Source organism: Mesorhizobium sp. M0615 (assembly GCF_040320805.1).
In the GTDB taxonomy this organism is placed as follows: domain Bacteria; phylum Pseudomonadota; class Alphaproteobacteria; order Rhizobiales; family Rhizobiaceae; genus Mesorhizobium.
Genome location: NZ_JAMYQI010000008.1, coordinates 76,882 through 98,638, shown reverse-complemented (window position 1 = coordinate 98,638; position 21,757 = coordinate 76,882). Strand labels below are relative to the sequence as shown.

Genomic DNA, 21,757 nt, shown 5'->3' with positions numbered 1-21,757 from the left:
GACGATCACGGATCGAAAACCGACGTAACGCAATGTGCGCTTTTTTCCTTACCAAAAAGGCATTTCAGGATTAACCATAGGATGATGAACGCGCGGGAGTCGACCGGAACGGCTGGACAGATGCCAGTGGTGCGTTCGCGTGTGCGCACCGGGCTGGGCCGTTTGCGCACCGCCCTGCGTCTCGCCTCCCTCTGTCTACTGCTGCTTGTGGCCCTGTTTGCCGGTGGCTTCGGCTGGTTCGCCAGCAAGGTCAGCCACATGACGACCCCGACCAACCCGGCCAAGGCCGATGCGATCATCGTCTTGACCGGCGGTCAGGCCCGCCTCGACGCAGCACTCGATCTGCTTGCCTCCGGCAAGGGCGAGCGGCTGCTGATCTCAGGCGTGCATCCCTCTGCCAGCCGCCGCCAATTGCAGGCTGCTACCGGCGGCGACAAGGCGCTGTTTTCCTGCTGTGTCGACATCGACCGCGCCGCGCTCGACACGATCGGCAATGCCGAGGAAAGCGCTAAATGGGTGGAGAGCCACGCCTATGGCAGCGTCATCCTCGTCACCAACAATTACCACATGCCGCGCAGCCTGCTCGAGATGGGCCGCCTGCTGCATGGCGCCAGGCTTGAACCCTATCCGGTGGTCAACACCAATCTGGACAATGGCGACTGGCTGACCAAGCCGGAAGCACTACGCGTGCTTCTGACCGAATACAGCAAATACCTGCTGGCGCTTGCGCGCGGCGTCGTCCCGGTCCGCCAGACTGCCGACAGCGTCGCACTGGCCGAGGTTTCGACCGCCAAGGACTAAAGCAATTCCAGGAAAAGTGTGTAGCGGTTTTCCCGGGAAAAGCACGTACGCTTTCCCTTGGGAATTGCGTCCAGACAGACGACTCTGACGGCGCTCGATTACCCCTTGGCCGTGCCGTCTTCCGCGCCACGCAGCCGCGCAATCTCCTGTTCGAGGCTTTCAATCCGCTTGTCGCGTTCGGCGAGTGCGGCCGCGACATCGGCGGCCTCGAATCGCTGCGGAATGTGTTGCGGGCAATTGGCATCCCAGGCCGAGACGGTGAACAAGATGACCTGCTCGGGGCGCGCCTTGTAGTCCTGCGGCATCAGCCTTGCCAGAAGCTCGGCATCGTCCTCGACGACGCGCGCCGTGCCCCAGATCTTGACGCGCTGGCGATGCGCATAGTCGATCAGGAACAGGAATGCCTGGTTGTTGTCGGCGAGATTCCCCTGCGTGATGAACTGCCTGTTCCCGGAGAAATCGGCAAAGCCGATGGTCTTCTCGTCCAGCACCTTGAGGAAGCCGGCTGGCCCGCCGCGATGCTGGATATAGGGCTGACCCTCGCCATTTGCCGTCGACAGGAAGACGCTGGTCTGCGCCGCGATGAGGTCGGCGAGGTCGGGCGTCATATGGGCGCGCCATCCGCCGCGCTCCTCGGCGCTGGCATAGCCCTTGCGTGAACCTTTGCGGGTCTGGATCGCCTTGACCGTCGGCGTGAAGGCGACATCGCTGGTGAAAGTATGAGCATTCATGGAAGCCTCCGCGAGGCCGAAACACGGCCATTGTACGCGGAGATGTAAGTCCTTTCATGTTTTGGATGTAGATGGCATAATTGTAAGCTATCCTTCCAATTTCCGGAAGAAGCTATGGATCGGCTCGAAGCCATGTCGCTGTTCGTCGTCGCGGTAGAAGCGGGCAGCCTTTCCGCTGCCGGCCGCCATTTCGGCATTCCACTAGCAACAGTCAGCCGCAAGGTTTCCGACCTCGAGAAGCACCTTCAGGCGCGCCTGCTGAACCGTTCGACCCGGCAGCTCACGTTGACCGATGCCGGCCAGGCTTATCTCGCCGCCTGCCGCCGCATCCTCGGCGAGGTCGGCGAAGCCGAACGCACCGCCGCCGGCGAATACAGCACGCCGACCGGCGATCTGTTCATCACCGCGCCAGTCGTCTTTGGTCGCCTGCACGTGCTGCCTGTCGTCACCGAATTCCTGGCGGCTTATCCTCAAGTCAACATTCGCCTGACGCTGGCTGACCGGATAACCCAACTGGCGGAGGAACATCTCGACCTTGCCATCCGCATCGGCGAGCTTGCGCCTTCGAGCCTCATTGCCATCCGCGTCGGCGCGATCCGTCGCGTCGTGTGCGCCAGCCCCGCCTATATCGCCGCGCATGGCATGCCGCGGACGCCGGACGATCTGGCCGCGCATGAATGCATCAGTTTCGAAGGGCCTGCAGCGCTCGCCAGCTGGAGCTTTGCCGGCGACAAGGGCGAACTGATCGTGCCGATCCACTCACGGCTGCGCGTCAACACGGCGGAAGCTGCAATCGATGCCGCGATTGCAGGCGCCGGGATGACGCGGGTGCTCTCCTACCAGATCGCGGACGCAGTACGTTCCGGCGTGCTCGTCCCGGTCTTGCGACCCTTCGAGCCGCAGCCGTGGCCGGTGAGCCTCGTCCATGCCGGCCAAGGCCTGCTGGCGGTGAAACTAAGGGCGTTCCTCGATTTCGCCGCTCCGCGGCTGAAGCAGCGGCTGTTGCAGGCGACGTGGTGAGTTGAGACTGGCTTGAGTCAGTGGCGAGCCGGCCTATGTCAGGCCATTGCGGCGTTTCCTTTTTGCCCGCGCTTGGTGTAACCAACGCACACCTCCTCAACGGGCCCTTCCCCGCATGCTCTATATCCGCTCGCTGGCGTTCAACTTCGTCTTCTATGTCAATCTGATCGTCCAGATGGTCCTCTGGACCCCTTACTACTTCCTCTCGCCACGCCATCGCGCCTGGTTCGTGCCGAAATTCTGGTCGCGCACCAGCCTGTGGCTCTACGACAAGATCGCCGGCACCAGGAGCGACATCACCGGCGTCGAGAACCTGCCGGAGGGCTCTTTCATCCTGGCGCCGAAACACCAGTCGTTTTGGGACGCGATCGCTTTCTTTCCCTTCCTCCACGATCCGCTTTATATCCTGAAGCGCGAGCTGACCTGGATCCCCTTCTTCGGCTGGTACATCCTGAAGATGCGGATGATCCCGGTTCACCGCGGCAGCCGCTCCAAGGCGTTGAAGCAGGTCGTTGCATCGACAAAGCAGGAGATGGGGCGCAATCCGCGCCAGCTGATTATCTACCCCGAAGGCACGCGCCGAGCGCCAGGCGACGAGCCGGCTTACAAATACGGCATTGTCGAGCTCTATACGCAGCTTGGCGTCCCGGTGGTACCGGTCGCCCATGTCGCCGGCCTCTATTGGCCTCGCCGCAAATTTTTGCGCTTTCCCGGCACCATCAAGGCCCGCTTCCTGCCGCCGATCCCGCCCGGGCTCGGCAAGGACGAATTCATGGACCGGCTGATCGGCGATACGGAAGCCGCCTGCGACCAGCTGCTGATCGAGGCATCGCAGGCTCCTAACCCGCCGCAAATGCCGCCGACGGCGGTCAAGCGGCTGGCCGAACTCGCCGCGGCCGCCAAAGCAATTCCAGGAAAAGTGTGAGCGGTTTTTTCCGTCCTGAATCGCGCCAAAACAAAAAAGACCAAAGCTTGATCTCTTCTGCGGGCCGGCTCAAGGCCACGCCGCCAGCGCCGTGGTCAGCACCAGCGTCGCCGCGAAGGCCAGATTGATGATCCGCGACGTCAGCGGCTGGCGCAGGGTGCGGGCGAAGGCCGCGCCGGCCAGCAGCCACAGCACATGGATGGCTACGATCATCAGGGTGAGAACCGCCAGCCTGGCCGGGATGCCGAGAGCTGCGGTCGCGGAGCCAGCAAGGACCGCAGCAATCGCCAGATAGGCTTTCGGGTTGGCAACGGCGAGCAGGAAGCCGCCGAGGAAGGTCGGCAGAACCGCGCTGCTGTCACGCGCGGCCAGCGGCGGCGCTGTCGCTATTCTGTAGGCGAGGTAGAGAATATAGGCGGCTGAAGCGACCGCCAGCACTGGCGCTACGCCCGGCATCGAGGTGAGGATAGCCTTGATGCCGGTGGCCACGACCAGCAGCACCGCGACCGTGCCTAAAATGATCCCCGATGTGTAGTGAAGCGAATTGCGCAGGCCGAAGGCGGCCCCTATCGCCGTGACGCTGATCGTCGCCGGGCCAGGACTGCCCATGACGACGGTTGCCGCCAGCACCAGCGCCAGCAATTGCTGCCAGGGCTGCGCCTGCGAAAGAATGTCTGCGGCCATGCTGCCTCTTCTCCACAATAATGGAGAACAGTGTGGCAAGGCGGACAGCCGTCGTCTTGAACGATCGTGCCGAACCTGCGCGGCTAGGCGCTGGCCTTGTCCAGCGCCACGAGATCCTCCGCGCTGAGCTTCAGCGATGCGGCGCGCACCAGGCTGTCGACCTGGTCCAGCGTCGTGGCGCTGGCGATCGGCGCAGTGATGCCGGGCTGCGCCATCACCCATGCGAGTGCTACTTCCGCCTGCTTGGCCGAATGGCGCGCCGCCACAGTGTCGAGTGCGGCCAGAATGCGCATGCCGCGCGCATTGAGATAAGCCTTCACGCCGCCGCCGCGTTCACTTTTGCCGAGATCGGCCTCGCTACGGTATTTGCCGCTCAAAAACCCCTTGGCGAGACTGAAATAGGTGATGACGCCGATATCCTCGGCCACGCACACATCATGCAGCGGCCCGTCGAAGGATGAGCGATCGTAGAGATTGTATTCCGGCTGCAGCACGCTGTAGCGCGGCAGCCCGCGCAGGCTGGCAACATCGAGCGCGGCGCGCAGCTGGCCGGCGTCGAGATTCGAGGCGCCGATATGGCGGACCTTGCCGGCAGCGAGCAGCTTCTGGTAGGCGCCGAGCGTCTCTTCATAAGGCGTGGTCGGGTCCGGCCAGTGCGACAAATAGAGGTCGATGACATCGGTCTGCAGTCGCTTGAGCGACGCCTCGACTGCCCTTTCGATATGGGCAGCGGACAGATCCTTCTTGCCTTGTCCCATATCCGAGCCGACTTTGGTGATGACGATGATCTTGTCACGGTTGCCGCGGCTTTTCATCCATTTGCCGATGATGGTCTCGGACTCGCCGCCCGCGTGGCCGGGCACCCAGCGCGAATAGGCATCGGCCGTATCGATAGCGTTGAGGCCGGCGCCGCCGAACCGGTCGAGCAGGTCGAAGGAGGTCTTCTCGTCCGCGGTCCAGCCGAAGACATTGCCGCCCAGGACCAGCGGCGCGATGGAAAGGTCGGTTTGACCGAGACGGCGTTTTTGCAAGACGGGGCTCCGTGGGCTGGCGGCGGGCGACCCGAATGCTTCGGGCCGCAGCTAAGCTAGGTCTCGCCGCGCCGAGGTCAAAGGCCTCAGCCAATTTTCCAGCGGGCCAGCGCTTCACAAAGGCGCGAGCGCTTCGCCTGCAGGCTCGCCGTGGTCCACTGGCTCACGAGGCGATCCGCTTCGCCACCTCTTCCAGCCAGTGGTCGCTGATACCCAGCGCCGCGAGATGCTGCAGCGTGTTGAGCACATAGTCCTCGTTGTTTCCGGACTGGCCGACGGCGCCACGGATAACACCTGCCGCATGCGCGGGGTCGAGCCCGCCGGCATACTGCTCATGCTGGCGGTCGACGATATAGGCAACCGCTTTCACTCTCTCTCCCGCGGCCGCCCCATTCCCGTCGAGGCTGATATCGAGCACACGCTCGAGGTAGACGCTGGTCACCAATTCGCGCTCGCGCAGATAGGTCAGCACCTCATCGCGCAGCTCGCCGGGCACGCGAAAGGCCAGCCCGATGCAGGAGCCGCCACGGTCGAGGCCTAGCACCAGGCCCGGCCGCTGGCGCGTGCCGCGATGCACGAAGGAATAGACGCAGAGCGACCGGCGGTAGCCGTAAAGCCGCGCGCGCCGTGTCTCGACATGGGCGAATCCCGGTCGCCAGATCAGCGAGCCGTAGCCAAAAACCCAAAAATCGCCCATATCGCCAAGCCTGATTGTACGAGAGTGACGCCGCCGCATCGGAATCGGTGCTCTTCTGTTCTTTTTGCTTTTGCGTAAGCCACAGTCCACCCGCAACACGCCCGCGTTAATGAAAGCCGCAGCATGACGTCAAGTGACGAGCGTCCGTCGAAGTTTCGCCGCCGGCTGATGTGGCTCGCTGCCTTGCTCGTTATGCTGTTCGGCGTCTACAGCGCAGTCTGGTTCTATGTCGCCGGTCGCGTCAGCAGCGAAGCCGACAAGGCGGTGGCCTCGCTCAAGGACAAAGGCATCGAGGCCGGCTGTGCCAACCTCACCGTCAGCGGCTACCCCCTGAGTTTTGCCATCTCCTGTGACAATCTGGCTTACGAGGACGACGCCAGGAACGTTGCCGCCTCGGCAGGCAGCTTCAACTTCGTTGCAGAGCTCATCCGGCCTTTGTCGCCTGCCGCCGAGTTGCGTGGGCCGCTGCGCACCTCGGTGCCGGGGATGGCGCCGCTATGGATCGACTGGGACAATCTGCAGGCCAATGCCAAGCTCTTCTGGCCCCTGCCCCGGAGCATTTCGCTGCAGGCGGAGGGCTTGTCCGGCCAGACGGATCCGGCCGACGACACTGATCCGGTTTCACTGTTCAGCGCCGGAACCGCGGCGGGCGAGTTGCGGCCCGACGGCCAGGACATCGGCTACGTCGGCAGCTTCACCGATCTTGAGATCGACGCCGACGCGATCGGCGGGCGCGTGCTGCCGCCGCTCGACGGCAGCGGCGACGCGACGCTGAAGAACGGCGTCGCGCTGATGAAGACGCAGGCCAGGAGCCTGCGCGGCCAGGCGGCCGACATCCACAAGCTCGATCTGTCGTCGGGAACCGCGCGCATCACCGTCTCCGGCCCGGTGTCGGTCGACGCCAACGGCCTGGTCAATGCCGACCTGACGATCAAGCTGCAGGATCCCAAAGCCGTGGCGGCAATCCTCGCCACCGCAATCCCCGAGCAGAAGAGCCAGATCGAGCAAGGCTTTGCCGGTCTGGCGCTGCTCGGCAACGAACCGTCGATGCCGCTCAAGGTGGTGAAGGGCAAGGTCTCGCTCGGCTTCATTCCGCTGGGCAAGATCAAGCCGCTCGATTAGAGCAATTCCAAGAAAAGTGTGAGCGGTTTTCCGTCCGGAATTCCGTTAAAACAAAGAGATAGAGCATGATCGCAAAGAGCGGGAACGGCTTTTGGGGAGAGATCATGCTCGAGCAAGCCGACGCATGAACCGACCGGTGAAACTGCTGAGCGTTGGCGCGCTGACGCTGGATACCATCCTGCGCGTCGAAACCCTGCCCACGCATCAGGGCAAGTTCATCGCCTCGGACGGCATCCAGATCGCCTCGGGCATGGCGACAAGTGCTGCCTGCGCCGCCCGCCGTCTCGGCGCCGAGGTGTTCCTGTGGGCAAGTGCAGGTGACGATGCCGTCGGCGACCAATTGCTGGCCGGCATCGAGGCCGAGGGCGTCGATTGCGGCTTTGTCCGCCGCGTCGAAGGCGCCCGCTCGGCGCTGGCCGCGATCCTGGTCGACGCTCATGGCGAGCGCATCATCGTGCCCTTCTACGACCCAAAGGCGCAGGCCGACCCCGAGGCGGTGCCTGTCGCCGATCTTTCCGGCTTCGATGCCGTGCTGGTCGATGTGCGCTGGCCGGGCGCCGCCGCTCTTGCCTTGACCGCCGCGCGCGACGCCGGTTGCCCGGCAATCCTCGACGCCGACACGGCGCCGCTGGAGGTGCTGGAGCATCTGTTGCCGCTGGCGTCGCACATCGTCGCTTCGGAGACGGCTGCACGCATTGTCTGCGGCCACGCGCTGGATCCCGAAACCGCCTGCGCCGACCTCGCCAGCCGCACAGACGCCTTCGTGGCGGTGACCGGCGGCGCCTCGGGAAGCTGGTGGCATGACCGGTCCGCCGGATGCGTGCGCCACATCGCGGCGCCGAAGGTCAAGGCGGTCGACACGCTGGCCGCCGGCGACGTTTTCCACGGCGCCTTTGCCGTTGGACTTGCTGAGGCCATGTCGGTCGAGCACGCGTTGCGCTTTGCCAGCGCGGCGGCCGCGCTCAAATGCCAGCGCTTCGGCGGCCGGCTGGGCGCGCCGGACCGGGCCGAGACAATGGCCATGGTCGCGGCGACCTGGCCCGTCTGAAACAGATTTAACTTTTCACCGGGTGCTCGACCGCCTGCCGGCCGAAATCCGGCACGTCGATATCCTGGCCGGCCTCGATGATCGAACGGCGAACGGCCCGGGTGCGGGTGAACAGGTCGAACAGCTTGTCGCCGTCGCCCCAGCGGATCGCCCGCTGCAGCGAGGCGAGGTCCTCCGAAAAGCGCGCCAGCATTTCCAGGATGGCATCCTTGTTGTGCAGGCACACGTCGCGCCACATGGTCGGGTCGGAGGCGGCCAGACGGGTGAAGTCGCGGAAACCGGAAGCCGAATATTTGATCACTTCCGACTTGGTCACCGATTCCAGATCGTCGGCCGTGCCGACGATGTTGTAGGCAATGATGTGCGGAAGATGCGAAACGATGGCCAGCGTCATGTCATGATGCTGCGGGTCCATCGAGTCGATGTTGGAGCCGCAGCGCCGCCAGAATTCCGACAGCTTTTCCAGCGCGGCCGGATCGGTTCCCGGCAGCGGCGTGAAGATGCACCAGCGGTTTTCGAACAGGTCGGCGAAACCCGCATCCGGGCCCGATTTCTCCGTACCTGCCAGCGGGTGCCCCGGAATAAAGTGCACGCCGTCCGGTACATAGGGCTGCATTTGCGCAATGACGGAGGCCTTGGTCGAACCGACATCGGTGAGGATGGCGCCCTTTTTCAGCCCCGGCGCGATCTCTTGCGCCACCTCGCCCGACGATCCCACAGGCACCGAGACGATGATCAGGTCGGCGTCGCGGACCGCTTCCCTGGCGCCGGTGGTGTAGCTCTCGCCAAGACCGAGCTCCTTCGCCCGCGCCAGCGTGGCCGGGCTGCGCGTCGCGATGGCGACATGGCGGGCCAGGCCCTCGCGGCGGATAACGCGGGCCAGCGACGAGCCGATCAGGCCGATGCCGACCAGCGCGATCTTTTCAAACATCGGTGATGTCATTGTTTCAGCTTTTCAGGAACGTCGTGAGGGCGTCGATAACGCCGCGATTGGCTTCTTCGGTGCCGACGCTCATGCGCAGCGCATTGGGAAAGCCATAGCCGGTAACGCGCCGCAATATATAGCCGCGCTGGGTGAGGTAGTCGTCCGCCGCCTCAGCCGAATGCTTCTTGTCGTCGGGAAAGTGGATGAGGACGAAATTGCCGACGCTGGGCGTCACCCTGAGCCCAAGCTTCGTCAGCTCTTCATTCAGCCAGGTAAGCCAGGTCTCGTTGTGCAACGAACTGCGCTCGACATGGGCGCGGTCGCGGATGGCGGCAATGCCGGCCTCGATCGCTGTTGCGTTAACGTTGAAAGGGCCGCGGATACGGTTGATGGCATCGACGATGTGGAGTGGGCCATACATCCAGCCGATGCGCGCGCCGCCAAGGCCGAGCTTGGAGAAGGTGCGGGTCATGACCACATTCTGTGCGCTGCCCGCCAGCTCGATGCCGGCCTCGTAGTCATTGCGCCTGACATATTCGGCATAGGCCGCGTCGAGCACCAGAAGCACGTTGCCCGGGAGCGTGGAATGCAGGCGGCGGACCTCCTGGAACGGCAGATAGGTGCCGGTCGGATTGTTGGGATTGGCGAGGAAGATGATTTTGGTCCGCGGCGTCACCGCGGCCAGGATCGCGTCGACGTCGGCGCGCTCCTCGGTTTCCTTCACAGCAACCGGCTTGGCCCCCGCCGACTGAATGTAGATCTTGTAGACCATGAAGGCATGTTCGGTAAAAATCGCCTCATCGCCTGGCGCCAGATAGGTCTGCGCCAGCAGGCCCAAAATCTCGTCGGAACCGTTGGAGCAGATGATGTTTGCCGGGTTGAGGCCATGCACCTCGGCGATCGCCTCGCGCAGCCGGCGGGCGGTGCCGTCGGGATAGACATCGAGCTTGCCAGCCACTTCGCGCGCGGCCTCGATCGCCTTCGGCGACGGGCCGAGCGGGTTCTCGTTCGACGACAATTTATGGACCTTGGCGACGCCGGCCGGTGCCGTGCTCTTGCCCGGCACATAGGCGTCGATGTCCATAATGCCCGCGCGGGGCGTCGGCCGTGCCTTGTCCGCTGTCTTGTCCATGTCGCAAATCCATCGAGAATGCCTCCGTCCGGAGGCCGCAGCGGAAATACAAGCCGTAGCCGCGAATGTCGAGAGGCGGGCAATAGCTGGCCGTTGACGCCGGGCCGCACGAGTTCTAGAAGAACGCAACAGTTCCGTGGTGATTTGGCCGGTCGGCTTGCAGCCACGTTAAACAACTCGCTAAAGGGCCGTTTGCGTGACGTAACCGGCTTTGCGATCGCACTGCCGGTTTTTTATTGCCTGACGGCGGGCAAGGAGAGTCACATGGCCGCGCTCCGCGCTACAAAAACCAACAACGAGGCCGACAACCCGTCGAGCCCTGTGTTGCGTTTTGGCCCTGACAAGCCGCTGAAGCTCGACGCCGGCACGCTTTTGTCGCCGTTCCAGATCGCCTACCAGACATATGGCGCCCTCAACGATGCCCGCACCAACGCCATCCTGGTCTGCCACGCGCTGACCGGCGACCAGCATGTCGCCAGCACCAATCCGGTGACCGGCAAGCCCGGCTGGTGGGAAGTGCTGATCGGTCCCGGCAAGATCATCGACACCAACCGCTTCTTCGTCATTTGCTCCAACGTCATCGGCGGCTGCCTCGGCTCCACGGGTCCGGCCTCGACCAATCCCGCCACCGGCAAGCCCTACGGCCTCGACCTGCCAATCATCACCATCCGCGACATGGTGCGGGCGCAACTGATGCTGGTCGACCATTTCGGCATCGAAAAGCTGTTTTGCGTGCTCGGCGGCTCGATGGGCGGCATGCAGGTGCTGGAATGGGCATCGTGCTATTCCGAGCGCGTCTTCTCGGCCCTGCCGATCGCCACAGGCGCACGCCATTCCTCGCAGAACATCGCCTTCCACGAGGTCGGCCGGCAGGCCGTCATGGCCGATCCGGACTGGCATGGCGGCAAATATTTCGAGCACGGCAAGCGCCCGGAAAAGGGGCTCGCCGTGGCGCGCATGGCCGCCCACATCACCTATCTGTCGGAAGCCGCCCTGCATCGGAAATTCGGCCGCAATCTGCAGGACCGCGAAGCGCTGACCTTCGGTTTCGACGCAGATTTCCAGATCGAAAGCTATCTGCGCCACCAGGGCATGACATTCGTCGACCGCTTCGACGCCAACTCCTACCTCTACATGACCCGTTCGATGGATTATTTCGACCTCGCCGCCGACCATGGCGGCCGGTTGGCAGATGCCTTTGCCGGGACCAAGACCCGCTTCTGCCTGGTGTCCTTCACCTCGGACTGGCTGTTCCCGACCGAGGAGAGCCGCTCGATCGTGCATGCGCTCAACGCCGCCGGCGCCTCCGTCTCCTTCGTCGAGATCGACACCGACCGCGGCCATGATGCCTTCCTGCTCGATGAACCCGAACTGTTTGCCGCCATCAAGGGCTTCATCGGCTCGGCGGCCCGCGCAAGGGGGCTCGCCTCATGAGCGTCAATGGCAGCCAGCGCGTCGACCTCGAAGTCGTGGCCAACCTGATACCGCCGCAGTCGCGGGTGCTCGATGTCGGCTCCGGCGACGGCCTGCTGCTCGAACTCCTGCAGGAGACCAAGCAGGTCGACGGCCGCGGGCTGGAGCTGTCACAGCGCGGCGTCAATGAATGCGTGGCGCGCGGTCTCTCGGTCATCCAGGGCGATGCCGATACCGACCTCGAATTCTATCCAGACAAGGGTTTTGACTTCGTCGTCCTGTCTCAGACGCTGCAGGCGACCCGCAACCCGAAGCTGGTGCTCGACGAGCTGCTACGAATCGGCAACCGCGCCATCGTCTCCTTCCCCAATTTCGGCCACTGGCGGGTGCGGCTGTCGCTGTTCGTCAAGGGCCGGATGCCGGTGACCGCGGACCTGCCCTATTCCTGGTACGACACGCCCAACATCCATTTCTGCACCATCCGCGACTTCGTCAATCTGGTCGAGGAACTCGGCGCTTCGGTCGAGAAAGCCACCGCGCTCGACGGCAACGGCCAGAAGATCGGCCTGTCGATGCCATGGTGGTTCTGGAATTTCTTCGGCCAGCAAGCGGTGTTCTTGCTGAAGCGGTAGTTTGCCCCTATTCCAGCACGTCCGTCGCCTTGTGCGGGTGCTGAACGCCATCGGCGATGATCACATCGGCGTGGGAGTTGTCGGTGCGCAAGACCAGAATCTCCCGATAGGCTGATGAATCGTACCAGCCCCACGCATGCGCCCTGTCCGGAAACTCGATGACGATCAGATGCCCGGGCCATTCGTTTTCGACCACGTCCATGTCGCCGCCGTGGACAAGGAAGCGGCCGCCGAACGGCTCCAATGTGGCGTCGATCCTCTGCAGATACTCGACAATCTGCGGGCCCATTGTGACTTGACGCATATGGGCGACGGCGTAGGCGGCCATGGCTGAACTCCCTGTGAGATCGAAGCCCGACGACCGGCTTCGTTGGCGCAATCTGCAGACATGATGGCCATCGGTCGATTACGTCTGGGGTAATCGGCCGGCTTACCGGCGTCCTGGCTCAACAGTTTGTGATGACATTGCCGCTGGTTTTTTGTAGCGTCGAATCGAATGCCATCCCGGGGTAAGGCTTGGACGGCGACCATCAAAACCTCCGGCCTCCAGGCATTTCGGGGCACAATCGAAGCAACATGTCCAAGGCAACCGACCTCGCTCCGCTGATCTCGGTGATCACACCGACGCACAATCGCCGCAGCAAGGTGGTGCGCGCCGTGGAGAGCGTGCTGGCGCAGAATTTTCCCCGGTTCGAACACATTGTCGTCGATGACGGCTCGACCGACGGTACGGCAGCCGCACTTGCCGAAATCCGCGATCCACGGCTGATCTATGTTGGCTCGAAATGGCGCGGCGCCAATGCCGCCCGCAATGCCGGCATCGAGCGGGCGCAGGCGCCGGTGGTGACATTCCTCGATTCCGACGACGTCTATTTGCCGGATCGCCTGGCGCGGACGCTGGAGCAGTTCGACAACAATCCCTCGCTCGAAGTGCTGATCAGTTCCTTCGTGTCGCTGAAGGGCAATCGCCGCACCAACTGCGTCAACCGCGAAGCGCTGCTGAGCCGCGACTCGCTGGAGCGGGCCCTTGTCGCGCAGACCATCTTCATTGCCGGGTCGGCAATCACCGCCCGGCGCGAGTCGCTGCTGGCCATCGGCGGCTACGACAGTGACGTCACGCGCATGCAGGATCGCGAATTGTTGCTGCGCTTTGCCCGTCGCAGCGGCGCGCAGCTGTCCGAAGTGATCGACTGGAAAAAGTACAACTCGGAGAATTCGATCTCCGGTCGCCGGGACGGCTATGTCGAAGCCTATGCGAGCTTGATCGACAAGCACCCCTATATCGCCGACCGCTACCCCTACATTCCGCCTTACATGATCGCCCGGCAGCTCATCGCCGATGCACTCAAGGGCAGGGTTTCGCAGGCGTTCTCCGGCTATATGGCCAACCGGTCGTCGAAGGCGCTTGGCTATTCGCTGCCGCAGCTGTTGCGTGGCTATGTCGGCGGCCGGCGCTGGCGCCGCGATCTCTATGCCGAATTTCGCGACAAATACGGTGCACGGCCGGCCTGAAGTTTGCCGACAAGCCGCGCAGCGGCTTTCCCCTCCGAACTGCCTCAAACCTCATTTGTCGAGTTCCGGCAGATATGGGTCGGAATATAGCCGCCGGTCGCGTTCGCCCTGCAGGCAGTCCATGGGTGCGGCGGCATCGATCGGGACCACGGTCGCATCGGCGATGCCGCTCACCTCCAGGATCAGCTTGCGGCGTATGGCGGTGGCGAATTCCGAGGCCGCATAGATCGGCAACACGAAGGAGCCGGGCCCACCGGTGACGCAGTCGTCATAATACTGGTCGAGATGGCTGAAGGTCGGCGACGGGCTGATCAGGATCGGCAGGCCGTTGATGACGATGCCCTTGGCCACCGCCGCATCGCGTGTCGTGGCGACGGGCAGCCCGGTGTTGTTGGGACCGTCGCCGGAAATGTCGATGACGCTGCGTGGCGCATCGAACCCCGTGCCCTCGAACAGCCCGGCGCCGAAGGCAAGCGCACCGGAAATCGAGGTGCCGCGAAAGCTGCGGAACGGCCGCGCTTCTATTCTGTCGGCGAAGGCGTTGGCGCTCTCTGCGCTGTCGATCACCTGCCAGGCGATGACGCCATCCTCGCGCACGACGCCCGCCCATTCGAAATAGGCAAGCGCGATGCGCCCGGTGGTTCCCGAGCGCACGGCCTTGATGAAATCGGGATGCCTGAGCGCCTCGACATAGCCAGCGCGCTGCAGCGCGAACTCCCTCTCGTCCATCGACTGTGAGATGTCGACGGCCAGCACCAGTTCGACATCCACGGCAACGGCCGGGGCAGCCACGGGCGTGGTGCAGGCAAGGCAGGCAAGCAGGCTGAGCGCATCGAGCATGGCCGCACCACGGATGTTTCGACCCGTGAATCTTCGCCGCGATCGCGGCGAAATAAAGCCCCTTCTACTTCTTTCGCCGCACGGCCGCTTTCGGCGGCGGGTCGATGGCGCCGGTCCTGACTCGGGCGGGTTTCAGTGGCGCAGCACCCGTATCCTTCACGATGTTCAATGCGCGTGGAAAGAAATGACCATTGTGCAGTCCGCGCCCGATGTTGAGGATCGCGGTTTCCGGCAGGCGTTTCTCCAGCATGGACAGCACCCTTCGTAGCGAAGGACCATCGAACGCGTCCATCGCTTCGTCGATGATCACCCATTTCGGCTGCCGCAAGGCCAGCCTGGCGAAGGCCAGCGACCGCTGTTCGTCATCGTTGAGTTCACGCTCCCAGCGTGCGGAACGGTCGAGCGAGGATGACAGCCGCTCGAGGCCGACCTCGGCCAGCACCGCCCCAAAATCAGCATCGCCAGCCGGCGCCGAGCCATTCGGATGCAGCACTTCGCGTAACGTGCCGGCAGGAAAATACGGAACACGCGGCACGAAAATCGGCGTTTCTCCGGCCGGCAAGCCGATCCGCCCGCTGCCCCAGGGCCAAAGGCCGGCAATGGCGCGGAAGAACAATGTCTTGCCGGCGCCCGGGTCGCCGGTGATCATGACGCGCTCACCGGGATGGATCTCGACATGGCTGTCTGAAAGTTTGGTGCAGCCCTCCGGCGAGGCCACTTGGAGCTTCTCGAAGGTCAGGCTGCCATTGGCGTTATCGCCGAATTCGATGCGCTTTTCCTTGTCGTGCAACACATCGGTTTCATCGAGCGCAATGCGGAAGTCGGCAACGCGCATCAGCGTGGCGCGCCAGTCGGCGATGCCGCCGATATTGTTGATGAACCAGCGCAGCGACGAGTGCACCTGGTTGAAGGCGCCGACCGCCATCATCAACCCGCCAAAGCTGATATCGCCTGAAAAATAGACCGGCGATGCCACAAGGATCGGCGCCACCACGGTGATCCAGCCATAGGTATCGGTCACCCAGGAAAGGTTGATCTGCGCTTTGTAGATGTTTCGCATCGCGCCCAGCACCGTGCCAAGGTCGATTTCGAGCCGTCTCTTGGCATCGGCTTCGCCGTGATAGAGCGCGATGGCGTCGACATTCTCGTTGACGCGCACCATCCCGGAACGCAGCTCGGCCTCGCGGGTGTAGCGGTCGCTGTTGAGGCGGATCAGCGGCCGCCCGACCAGCCAGCTCAGCCAGGAGGCGATGCCGGCATAGAGGAACGCGGCCCAGACCATGTAGCCCGGTATCGCCAGCGACCAGCCGTTGATGTGGAAGACGAAGCCCGACGAGAGTTGCCAAAGCACGCCGACGAACGACACCAGCAGGATGAAGGATTGCAGCAGGCCGACGCCGAGGTCCGTCGACAGATCGGACAGATGCGCGGCATCCTGCTGCATGCGCTGGTCGGGATTGACGCCGATGGCGCCGGCATTGGCGAGCCGGAAGGCCCGCGCCGGCCGCATCCATTGGTCGATCAGGTCGAGCGTCAGCGCCTCGCGCAGCTTCAGCCGGATCATCTGGTTGAGCCAGGTCTGAGCGATGTTGAGCAGGAGCAGCGTGCCGGCAATCACGGCAAAGATCATCAGCTGATGCAGGAAGGCCGCCATGTCGCGACGCGCCAGCGCATCGTAGAAAGGCTGGTTCCAGCGGTTGAGCAGAATCTGGCCGATCGACGTCGCGACGATGACCGCCATAATGCCGACCGACGTCCAGACCAGCCACTTGCGCACCGGTGAGCCTACCAGCGCCCGTTTGATCGTCGCCACCTGATCGCGCAGGCTGCTGGCTTCGACGGTTACCGGCTGAGCGGTGGCGGACTTGTCCGGTTGATCAGCCATGCACGAGGTCCTTGCGTTCAGAAGCGTTGCTGAACCAGATGGAGAGACTTGAAGGCATCCGCCGCTCAAACGGACCGCGAATGCATCTGCGACAGATAGGTGGGAAAAACCCACGCAACACCAGTTTTCATGATGATCACGAAGGTGTCACCTGACGTGTCGTCGATGTCACCCCTTCCGCCCGGCGGCCAAGCCGCGTCGCACCGTGCGGTGACAGTACCGGCACGAAGACACGGCGCGAGGCGCGCTGCGCGACCGGCACGCCCTGATAGAGCCGCTTCTGCGCCTCGACCACGATGACGCCGGAAAAGATCGGCCAGAACCGCCGGCCGGCGCGCTCCAGCACATTGTGGAACCGCATCATGAAGCGCCGCGGCGATGGCGGGAAGAACAGCGCGTCGGACCAGGAAGCCGGTGTGAAATTCGCCTCGCGCAGCAATTCTGTCAGCTGGCCGCGCGAGAACGGCCGGCCATTGCCGAACGGCGTGTGCTCGAACCGCGCCCAGACACCGCGCCGGTTGGGCACGACGATGACGACGCGCCCTGCCGGCGACAGCACCCGCCAGATCTCGTTCAGCGTCTCGCGCGGGTTTTCGACATGTTCGAGCGAATGCACGAGCAGCATGCGGTCGATGCAGGAATCGACCAGCGGCAATTCCTCGTCGAAGACCAGCGCCGTAGCCGTCGGCCCGTTCGCCGGCCAGACGACGGCGCCTTGCGTAGCAGGCATGAAGGCAAACACCCGCTCGGCATCGGTGCCGAACCGCTCCAGCCACGGCAAGGTATAGCCGAGCCCGACCAGCCGCTCATTGGGCACTGTTGCCCATATTGAGGACAGCGCCATGGTGATCGAGCGTTCAGCCAGGCGGCCGAGCGTGGTCGAATAGAAGGAGCGGAGATCGACGATATCGGAATGCATGCGCGGGACGGTAGCTGCGATGCCGCCCAAGTTCAACAAAGCCGGCACGTTCTGCAAAGCTAGATGACATCAGCGGCCAAGCGCCCTATGTCTGCGCCAACAGATGGAGAGATGCCAATGCCCGTCGAAATCGAACAGTTCATGTGCCGCAGCGACAATTTCGGCGTGCTGGTGCATGACCCGAAAAGCGGCGAGACCGCCATTATCGACGCACCCGAAGAAGCGCCGATCATTGCCGCTATCGAGCGTACCGGCTGGAAGCCGACGATGATCCTGACCACCCACCACCATGTCGACCATGTCGAGGCCAATCTGGCGCTGAAGGAGCGCTTCAAGCTGCGCATCGTCGGACCGGAGGCGGAAAAGGAAAAGATCCCCGGCATCGACGAGACCGTCGGGCAAGGCTCGGTCGTCCATCTCGGCGGTGAGCGGATCGATGTCATCGCCACGCCCGGCCACACAGCGGGCCATGTCTCCTATCATTTTCCGGCCTCGAAAGTGGCGTTCACCGCCGACACTTTGTTCGCGCTCGGCTGCGGCCGGCTGTTCGAATGCAAGCCGCCGGTGATGTATGAGTCGCTGAAGAAGCTCGCCGCACTCCCGGCGGACACGGTCATCTATTGCGGCCATGAGTATACGCTTTCGAACGCCCGCTTTGCGTTGACCGTCGACCCGACCAATTCGGCGCTCAGGGAACGCGCCGCCAAAATCGAGACCCTGCGCGCCGACAACAAGGCGACGCTGCCGACCACGATCGGCGAGGAATTGTCGACCAATCCGTTCCTGCGCTGGCACGACCCGGCGATCCGCAAGCATCTCGGCATGGAGGAGGCCTCCGACGCCGAAGTGTTCGCGGAAATCCGCAAGCGCAAGGACAATTTCTGAGCATCGTTCCGGGATCAGCCATGACCAGCGCCGCTGAAATCATCGCCATGCTTGGCCTCAAGCCGCATCCGGAAGGCGGCTGGTATGCCGAGACCTTTCGCGACGGCGCCGGTGGCGCGCGCGGCCATTCGACGGCGATCTATTTCCTCCTTGAACAGGACCAGATTTCGGCCTGGCACCGGGTCAAGGACGCGGCCGAGGTCTGGCACTTCCATGCCGGAGCGCCGCTGGCGCTGTCGATGTGCGAGGAAGGTAGTCCAATGCTTAACCAGGTGATCGAGCAGGTGCTCGGCATTGAGCTTGCGGCGGGCGAGCGGCCGCAGATCGTCGTGCCGGCCGGCTGGTGGCAATCGGCGCGCAGCCTCGGCGAATGGACGTTGGTCGGCTGCACCGTGGCGCCGGGCTTCGACTTCGCCGCGTTCGAAATGGCCGAGCCGGGCTGGGAACCTAGCGTAGCAAAAAGCCGAGCGTAATTGCCAACTGGGCGGCATAGTAGAGCACCCAGACCGCATAACGGATGCCGGCGCGATAGGGTGCTATTGCCGGAACCAGAAATTTCTCCGCGGCAAGCAGCCCGTCCGATGCCATGAACATAACAGCGCCGCCGATGACCCACGGATTGTCGAGCGTCAACGCCGAGATGCCCATCGCCAGAATGGCTGCGATATAGACGCCGATTGGCACCCGCAGGCGGGGGCCGACACGGCGCCAGAGTGCCGCCAGCATGACGACTGCGAAGGCCGCCATGGCCAGCGCGATGACGCCGCGCCATGTCTCGGCGCTGAGCACATCCAGCCCGCCGCCGCTGCGCAGGAAGAGCGGCACATAGAGGACATGCGCCGCAAGGAAGCTGGCCAGCCCGCCGAGGAAGGCCTTTTCGCCGTCACGCGACAGGAAGGCGTCGCCGACGGCGCTGAGCGCCAGCGCAGCGACGAGCAACAGCGGCCCACCTTGCATGAAGGCGAGCGCCGCAAGCATGGCCACGGCCAGCGTCTTTGCCGCCGAGCGGGCCAGCGTCGGCCGCATATCCAGGGTGAAGGCGTAGATCACTGCCGCCACCAGCGAAAAAATCAATGTTGCATTTGCGTTGGCGTCGATGCCGCCGGCAAACGGCATCGTCATGCGCTTGCCCCGCCAGTTGCCGCCTTGCGCAGGAACAACGATTTCGCCGCCAGCGCCGCGCCGCCGGTGATCAGCACGCAGGCCGCCAGGATACGCAGCGACGGCTCGGCAACGCCCGCCGCGATCAGCACCAATGTCGACTGCAGTGGCGCCGCATAGCTTGCCGCGCCGAGCACCTGGATGTTGCCGCGCTTTACGCCGATATCCCAGGCGTAGAAAGCCGCGCCCACCGGCATCAACCCCAAACCAAGCACCGCCAGCCACTGGCCGGGACCATCGGGCAGCACCGTCTTTTCCAGCAGAAGATGCCAGACGAGAGACAGGGCTGCCGTGGCGGCGCAGAACCAGGTGACGATCGAGGTCGGCACCGCCGGAAAGCGCCGCGACAGCAGCGAATAGGACGACCACAGCAGCGCACAGACGGCCGCCATCGCATAGCCGAAGGTGTAGCGAGCATCGAAGGCGAGGCCGCCACCCTTGGTGACGATCAGCACGGTCCCGGCGAGCCCGAGCAGCGCGCCGACGACATGGTTCCAGGCCAGCTTCTCGCCCGGCATCAGCGCTGATCCCAGCACGATCAGCAGCGGCCACAGATAGGCGATCAGGCTTGCCTCGACCGCCGGCGCGTTGCGCAGCGCGGTGAAATAGAAGAAATGGTAGCCGAACAGTCCGGCAATGCCGATCACCCAGACCTGGCGTGGGATCTTCAGGCTTTTATCGGTCGCCGGCATGAACAACCGGGCAACCAACCCGACTGCGGTGCCGATGGTGAAGGTGATGGCCGAGAGCAAGAATGGCGGCACGGCGCCCGACGCATCGGTGAGCAACGCCAGCAGCGCCCACATGGCGACCGCCGAGAAACCGATCAGTGTTGCGCGCCCCATGCCCGTCTCCGGCGACTCGCCCCATTCTATTCGGGTGGGCGCGTCTATTCAGTAGCTTCGAACCGCCCCGCGCTGACAGTCAAGGTGCCGATCTGCGTCCCGACCGTGGCGTGGATCGGCGCATATATGCCGGTTTGGCCGAGCGGTGCAAACGTCACCATCATCTGGCTCTTCTTCTTCAGGTAATTCAGCGCCTTGCGGCCCTTGCGGTAGCCTGCCACCGGCTCGAAGCTCATCTTGCAGGTAACGGTGTCGCCCTTGTAGCCCTTGACCGAGATCGATCCTTTCGAGGCGTAGGTCAGCGTCAGGTCGGCGCGCATCTCGCCGTCATAGAATTTCACCTTGCGCCCACAGACCTGGTCGAGGCTGTCGGCATGGATGACGGTAGCCGCCATCGGATCGAGCACCGATGCCAGATCGTTGCTGCCCAGCGGTATCCAGTTTTTGGGATTGCGCTTTTTCGGCTCGGGAATGACCTGGGTGGCGGTCACCGCGCCATTGGCAAAGCGGATATCGACCATGGAAGCCTTCTTGCCGGACTTATAATCGGCGCGAAATACCTGCGGCTCCATCTGCTTGCCCAGAATCTTGCCCTTTGACGAGATCGTGCCGCTCGTGTCGTCGAACAAGGTGGCGAGACCGGCGCTGGAGACGGTGCCCTCTATGGAATAGCTATCGCCTTCGTAGTGGCTGGAAAATGTCGCCTTGGCCACGGAAAGGCCGAGGAACGACACCGTGTATTCGCCCTTGAAGGACTGTGCGGTGGCTGCGGGCGCGGCGGCAAGGATTGATGTCGGCAAGGCGGCGACAAGTATGGCGACAACGGCATGTGACGGGCGAAGCATGGCGGGCTCGGTCCTTGATTTTTTAACCGGAGGCGGGCGACTCCGGCTTGAAATGTCCCTGTCCGACCGCTTATAGGCTGAATTTCGGCCTTTATGTGAAACGCCCGTCACAGTCCTGGGCAAGCCGGAGCTTGACGCATTGGCGAAATGCAACTAAGGAACGCCAACTTTTCCATAAGGCCGCCTGACTGAAACCGCGCGCCACCCGGCGCGGGCGAACAAGGTTTGGCAGGCTTAGACAGAACTGAAGGTTAGAACCATGTCCCGCACTTGCGAACTCACTGCCAAGGCAGTCCAGACCGGCAACAATGTGAGCCACGCCAACAACAAGACCAAGCGCCGCTTCCTGCCGAACCTCGTCAATGTGACGCTGATTTCGGAAGCGCTGAACCAGAATGTGCGCCTGCGCATTTCGGCCAACGCGCTGCGTTCGGTCGAGCATCGCGGCGGCCTCGACGCCTTCCTGGCCAAGGCCGACGCCAAGGAACTGTCGCAGCGCGCGCGCCTGTTGAAGAAGCAGATCGCCAAGAAGCTGGCCGGCCAGCCCGCCGCTTAACGATATCAAGGCGGGGGACGACCGCCCTGAGCATCGGAGCAATCCGATGCTCAAAACTTCTAAGGCAGCAGCATCGGAGCAATCCGATGCTCAAAACTTGCAAGGCAGCGCGATCCGGATTTCGGCTAGCGCCTGGCTGGTTCCATTA

Annotated in this window: 24 protein-coding genes and 1 riboswitch; of the genes, 11 read left to right on the top strand and 13 right to left on the bottom strand. The window is 63.5% G+C overall.

Annotation, left to right across the window (positions count from 1 at the left end; genetic code table 11):
- Positions 1 to 81: 81 nt before the first annotated feature.
- Entirely contained in the window at positions 82 to 801 is a 720-nt protein-coding gene (locus NKI46_RS15660; protein ID WP_023737444.1) for a YdcF family protein, read from the top strand.
- 98 nt (positions 802 to 899) lie between these two features.
- Here NKI46_RS15660 and NKI46_RS15655 read toward each other — a convergent pair whose 3' ends face one another.
- Positions 900 to 1,532: a pyridoxamine 5'-phosphate oxidase family protein gene (locus tag NKI46_RS15655; RefSeq protein WP_352597619.1), complete on the bottom strand. Its 633-nt coding sequence runs from the start codon at positions 1,530 to 1,532 to the stop codon at positions 900 to 902.
- A gap of 114 nt (positions 1,533 to 1,646) precedes the next feature.
- Between NKI46_RS15655 and NKI46_RS15650 the strand changes: the two genes are divergently transcribed.
- Both NKI46_RS15650 and NKI46_RS15645 read left to right on the top strand, forming a co-directional pair.
- Entirely contained in the window at positions 1,647 to 2,552 is a 906-nt protein-coding gene (locus NKI46_RS15650) for a LysR family transcriptional regulator (RefSeq protein WP_352597620.1), read from the top strand.
- 115 nt (positions 2,553 to 2,667) lie between these two features.
- Positions 2,668 to 3,477, top strand: a complete 810-nt coding sequence (locus tag NKI46_RS15645; protein ID WP_023673308.1) for a lysophospholipid acyltransferase family protein — start codon at positions 2,668 to 2,670, stop codon at positions 3,475 to 3,477.
- A gap of 69 nt (positions 3,478 to 3,546) precedes the next feature.
- On the opposite strand, the gene NKI46_RS15640 is transcribed toward NKI46_RS15645, so the two are convergent.
- The 3 genes from NKI46_RS15640 to NKI46_RS15630 all read right to left on the bottom strand — a co-directional run bounded on the left by NKI46_RS15640 (position 3,547) and on the right by NKI46_RS15630 (position 5,889).
- Positions 3,547 to 4,161, bottom strand: a complete 615-nt coding sequence (locus NKI46_RS15640) for a LysE family translocator (protein WP_023685346.1) — start codon at positions 4,159 to 4,161, stop codon at positions 3,547 to 3,549.
- Between the two features lie 83 nt (positions 4,162 to 4,244).
- On the bottom strand, positions 4,245 to 5,192 hold the full coding sequence (locus NKI46_RS15635; RefSeq protein WP_023685347.1) for an aldo/keto reductase: 948 nt from the start codon (positions 5,190 to 5,192) through the stop codon (positions 4,245 to 4,247).
- A 163-nt stretch (positions 5,193 to 5,355) separates the two neighbouring features.
- Positions 5,356 to 5,889 (bottom strand): gamma-glutamylcyclotransferase, encoded by a 534-nt coding sequence (locus NKI46_RS15630; RefSeq protein ID WP_023673305.1) that lies wholly within the window; start codon positions 5,887 to 5,889, stop codon positions 5,356 to 5,358.
- 123 nt (positions 5,890 to 6,012) lie between these two features.
- On the opposite strand from NKI46_RS15630, the gene NKI46_RS15625 reads away from it, so the two are divergent.
- A complete protein-coding gene (locus NKI46_RS15625; RefSeq protein WP_352746856.1) occupies positions 6,013 to 7,011 on the top strand; it encodes a DUF2125 domain-containing protein in 999 nt (332 codons plus the stop codon).
- Positions 7,012 to 7,135: 124 nt separating this feature from the next.
- Positions 7,136 to 8,059 carry a sugar kinase gene (locus tag NKI46_RS15620; RefSeq protein ID WP_023685349.1) on the top strand — a complete coding sequence of 308 codons (924 nt, stop codon included), beginning with the start codon at positions 7,136 to 7,138 and terminating at the stop codon, positions 8,057 to 8,059.
- Between the two features lie 7 nt (positions 8,060 to 8,066).
- Here NKI46_RS15620 and NKI46_RS15615 read toward each other — a convergent pair whose 3' ends face one another.
- Together NKI46_RS15615 and hisC are read right to left on the bottom strand one after the other, a co-directional pair.
- Entirely contained in the window at positions 8,067 to 9,002 is a 936-nt protein-coding gene (locus NKI46_RS15615) for a prephenate/arogenate dehydrogenase family protein (RefSeq protein ID WP_023685350.1), read from the bottom strand.
- A 4-nt stretch (positions 9,003 to 9,006) separates the two neighbouring features.
- Entirely contained in the window at positions 9,007 to 10,116 is a 1,110-nt protein-coding gene (hisC, locus tag NKI46_RS15610; protein WP_023726966.1) for a histidinol-phosphate transaminase, read from the bottom strand.
- A 126-nt stretch (positions 10,117 to 10,242) separates the two neighbouring features.
- Positions 10,243 to 10,320: riboswitch (SAM riboswitch) on the top strand.
- A gap of 60 nt (positions 10,321 to 10,380) precedes the next feature.
- On the opposite strand from hisC, the gene metX reads away from it, so the two are divergent.
- Both metX and metW read left to right on the top strand, forming a co-directional pair.
- On the top strand, positions 10,381 to 11,550 hold the full coding sequence (metX, locus tag NKI46_RS15605) for a homoserine O-acetyltransferase MetX (RefSeq protein WP_023685352.1): 1,170 nt from the start codon (positions 10,381 to 10,383) through the stop codon (positions 11,548 to 11,550).
- Positions 11,547 to 12,161, top strand: coding sequence for a methionine biosynthesis protein MetW (gene metW / locus NKI46_RS15600; RefSeq protein ID WP_023685353.1), 615 nt, complete (start codon positions 11,547 to 11,549; stop codon positions 12,159 to 12,161). The genes metX and metW overlap by 4 nt, the downstream gene beginning before the upstream one ends.
- A 7-nt stretch (positions 12,162 to 12,168) precedes the next feature.
- On the opposite strand, the gene NKI46_RS15595 is transcribed toward metW, so the two are convergent.
- Positions 12,169 to 12,489 (bottom strand): DUF1330 domain-containing protein, encoded by a 321-nt coding sequence (locus NKI46_RS15595; protein ID WP_023826245.1) that lies wholly within the window; start codon positions 12,487 to 12,489, stop codon positions 12,169 to 12,171.
- Between the two features lie 248 nt (positions 12,490 to 12,737).
- Between NKI46_RS15595 and NKI46_RS15590 the strand changes: the two genes are divergently transcribed.
- The gene (locus tag NKI46_RS15590) at positions 12,738 to 13,673 is read left to right on the top strand and encodes a glycosyltransferase family 2 protein (RefSeq protein WP_023673297.1); all 936 of its coding nucleotides are present in this window, start codon (positions 12,738 to 12,740) and stop codon (positions 13,671 to 13,673) included.
- Positions 13,674 to 13,724: 51 nt separating this feature from the next.
- Here NKI46_RS15590 and NKI46_RS15585 read toward each other — a convergent pair whose 3' ends face one another.
- The 3 genes from NKI46_RS15585 to NKI46_RS15575 form a co-directional block, all read right to left on the bottom strand.
- On the bottom strand, positions 13,725 to 14,513 hold the full coding sequence (locus NKI46_RS15585) for a DUF1194 domain-containing protein (RefSeq protein WP_023714977.1): 789 nt from the start codon (positions 14,511 to 14,513) through the stop codon (positions 13,725 to 13,727).
- A 64-nt stretch (positions 14,514 to 14,577) separates the two neighbouring features.
- Positions 14,578 to 16,398: an ABC transporter ATP-binding protein/permease gene (locus tag NKI46_RS15580; RefSeq protein ID WP_352459743.1), complete on the bottom strand. Its 1,821-nt coding sequence runs from the start codon at positions 16,396 to 16,398 to the stop codon at positions 14,578 to 14,580.
- Positions 16,399 to 16,534: 136 nt separating this feature from the next.
- Positions 16,535 to 17,317, bottom strand: coding sequence for a class I SAM-dependent methyltransferase (locus NKI46_RS15575; RefSeq protein WP_023670688.1), 783 nt, complete (start codon positions 17,315 to 17,317; stop codon positions 16,535 to 16,537).
- A gap of 117 nt (positions 17,318 to 17,434) precedes the next feature.
- Between NKI46_RS15575 and gloB the strand changes: the two genes are divergently transcribed.
- Both gloB and NKI46_RS15565 read left to right on the top strand, forming a co-directional pair.
- On the top strand, positions 17,435 to 18,202 hold the full coding sequence (gene gloB, locus NKI46_RS15570; protein WP_352459742.1) for a hydroxyacylglutathione hydrolase: 768 nt from the start codon (positions 17,435 to 17,437) through the stop codon (positions 18,200 to 18,202).
- A gap of 20 nt (positions 18,203 to 18,222) precedes the next feature.
- The gene (locus tag NKI46_RS15565; RefSeq protein WP_023745808.1) at positions 18,223 to 18,675 is read left to right on the top strand and encodes a cupin domain-containing protein; all 453 of its coding nucleotides are present in this window, start codon (positions 18,223 to 18,225) and stop codon (positions 18,673 to 18,675) included.
- Here the strand turns inward: NKI46_RS15565 and NKI46_RS15560 are convergent.
- Genes NKI46_RS15560 through NKI46_RS15550 form a run of 3 tightly spaced genes read right to left on the bottom strand, consistent with a single transcriptional unit; the run spans position 18,650 to position 21,053 of the window.
- The gene (locus NKI46_RS15560) at positions 18,650 to 19,324 is read right to left on the bottom strand and encodes a lysoplasmalogenase (RefSeq protein WP_023754176.1); all 675 of its coding nucleotides are present in this window, start codon (positions 19,322 to 19,324) and stop codon (positions 18,650 to 18,652) included. The genes NKI46_RS15565 and NKI46_RS15560 overlap by 26 nt on opposite strands.
- Positions 19,321 to 20,208: an aromatic amino acid exporter YddG gene (gene yddG / locus NKI46_RS15555; RefSeq protein WP_352746850.1), complete on the bottom strand. Its 888-nt coding sequence runs from the start codon at positions 20,206 to 20,208 to the stop codon at positions 19,321 to 19,323. The genes NKI46_RS15560 and yddG overlap by 4 nt, the downstream gene beginning before the upstream one ends.
- Positions 20,209 to 20,252: 44 nt before the next feature.
- Positions 20,253 to 21,053: a DUF3108 domain-containing protein gene (locus NKI46_RS15550; protein WP_352459740.1), complete on the bottom strand. Its 801-nt coding sequence runs from the start codon at positions 21,051 to 21,053 to the stop codon at positions 20,253 to 20,255.
- Positions 21,054 to 21,312: 259 nt separating this feature from the next.
- Between NKI46_RS15550 and rpmB the strand changes: the two genes are divergently transcribed.
- Positions 21,313 to 21,609: a 50S ribosomal protein L28 gene (gene rpmB / locus NKI46_RS15545; protein WP_352459739.1), complete on the top strand. Its 297-nt coding sequence runs from the start codon at positions 21,313 to 21,315 to the stop codon at positions 21,607 to 21,609.
- Positions 21,610 to 21,757: the final 148 nt, after the last annotated feature.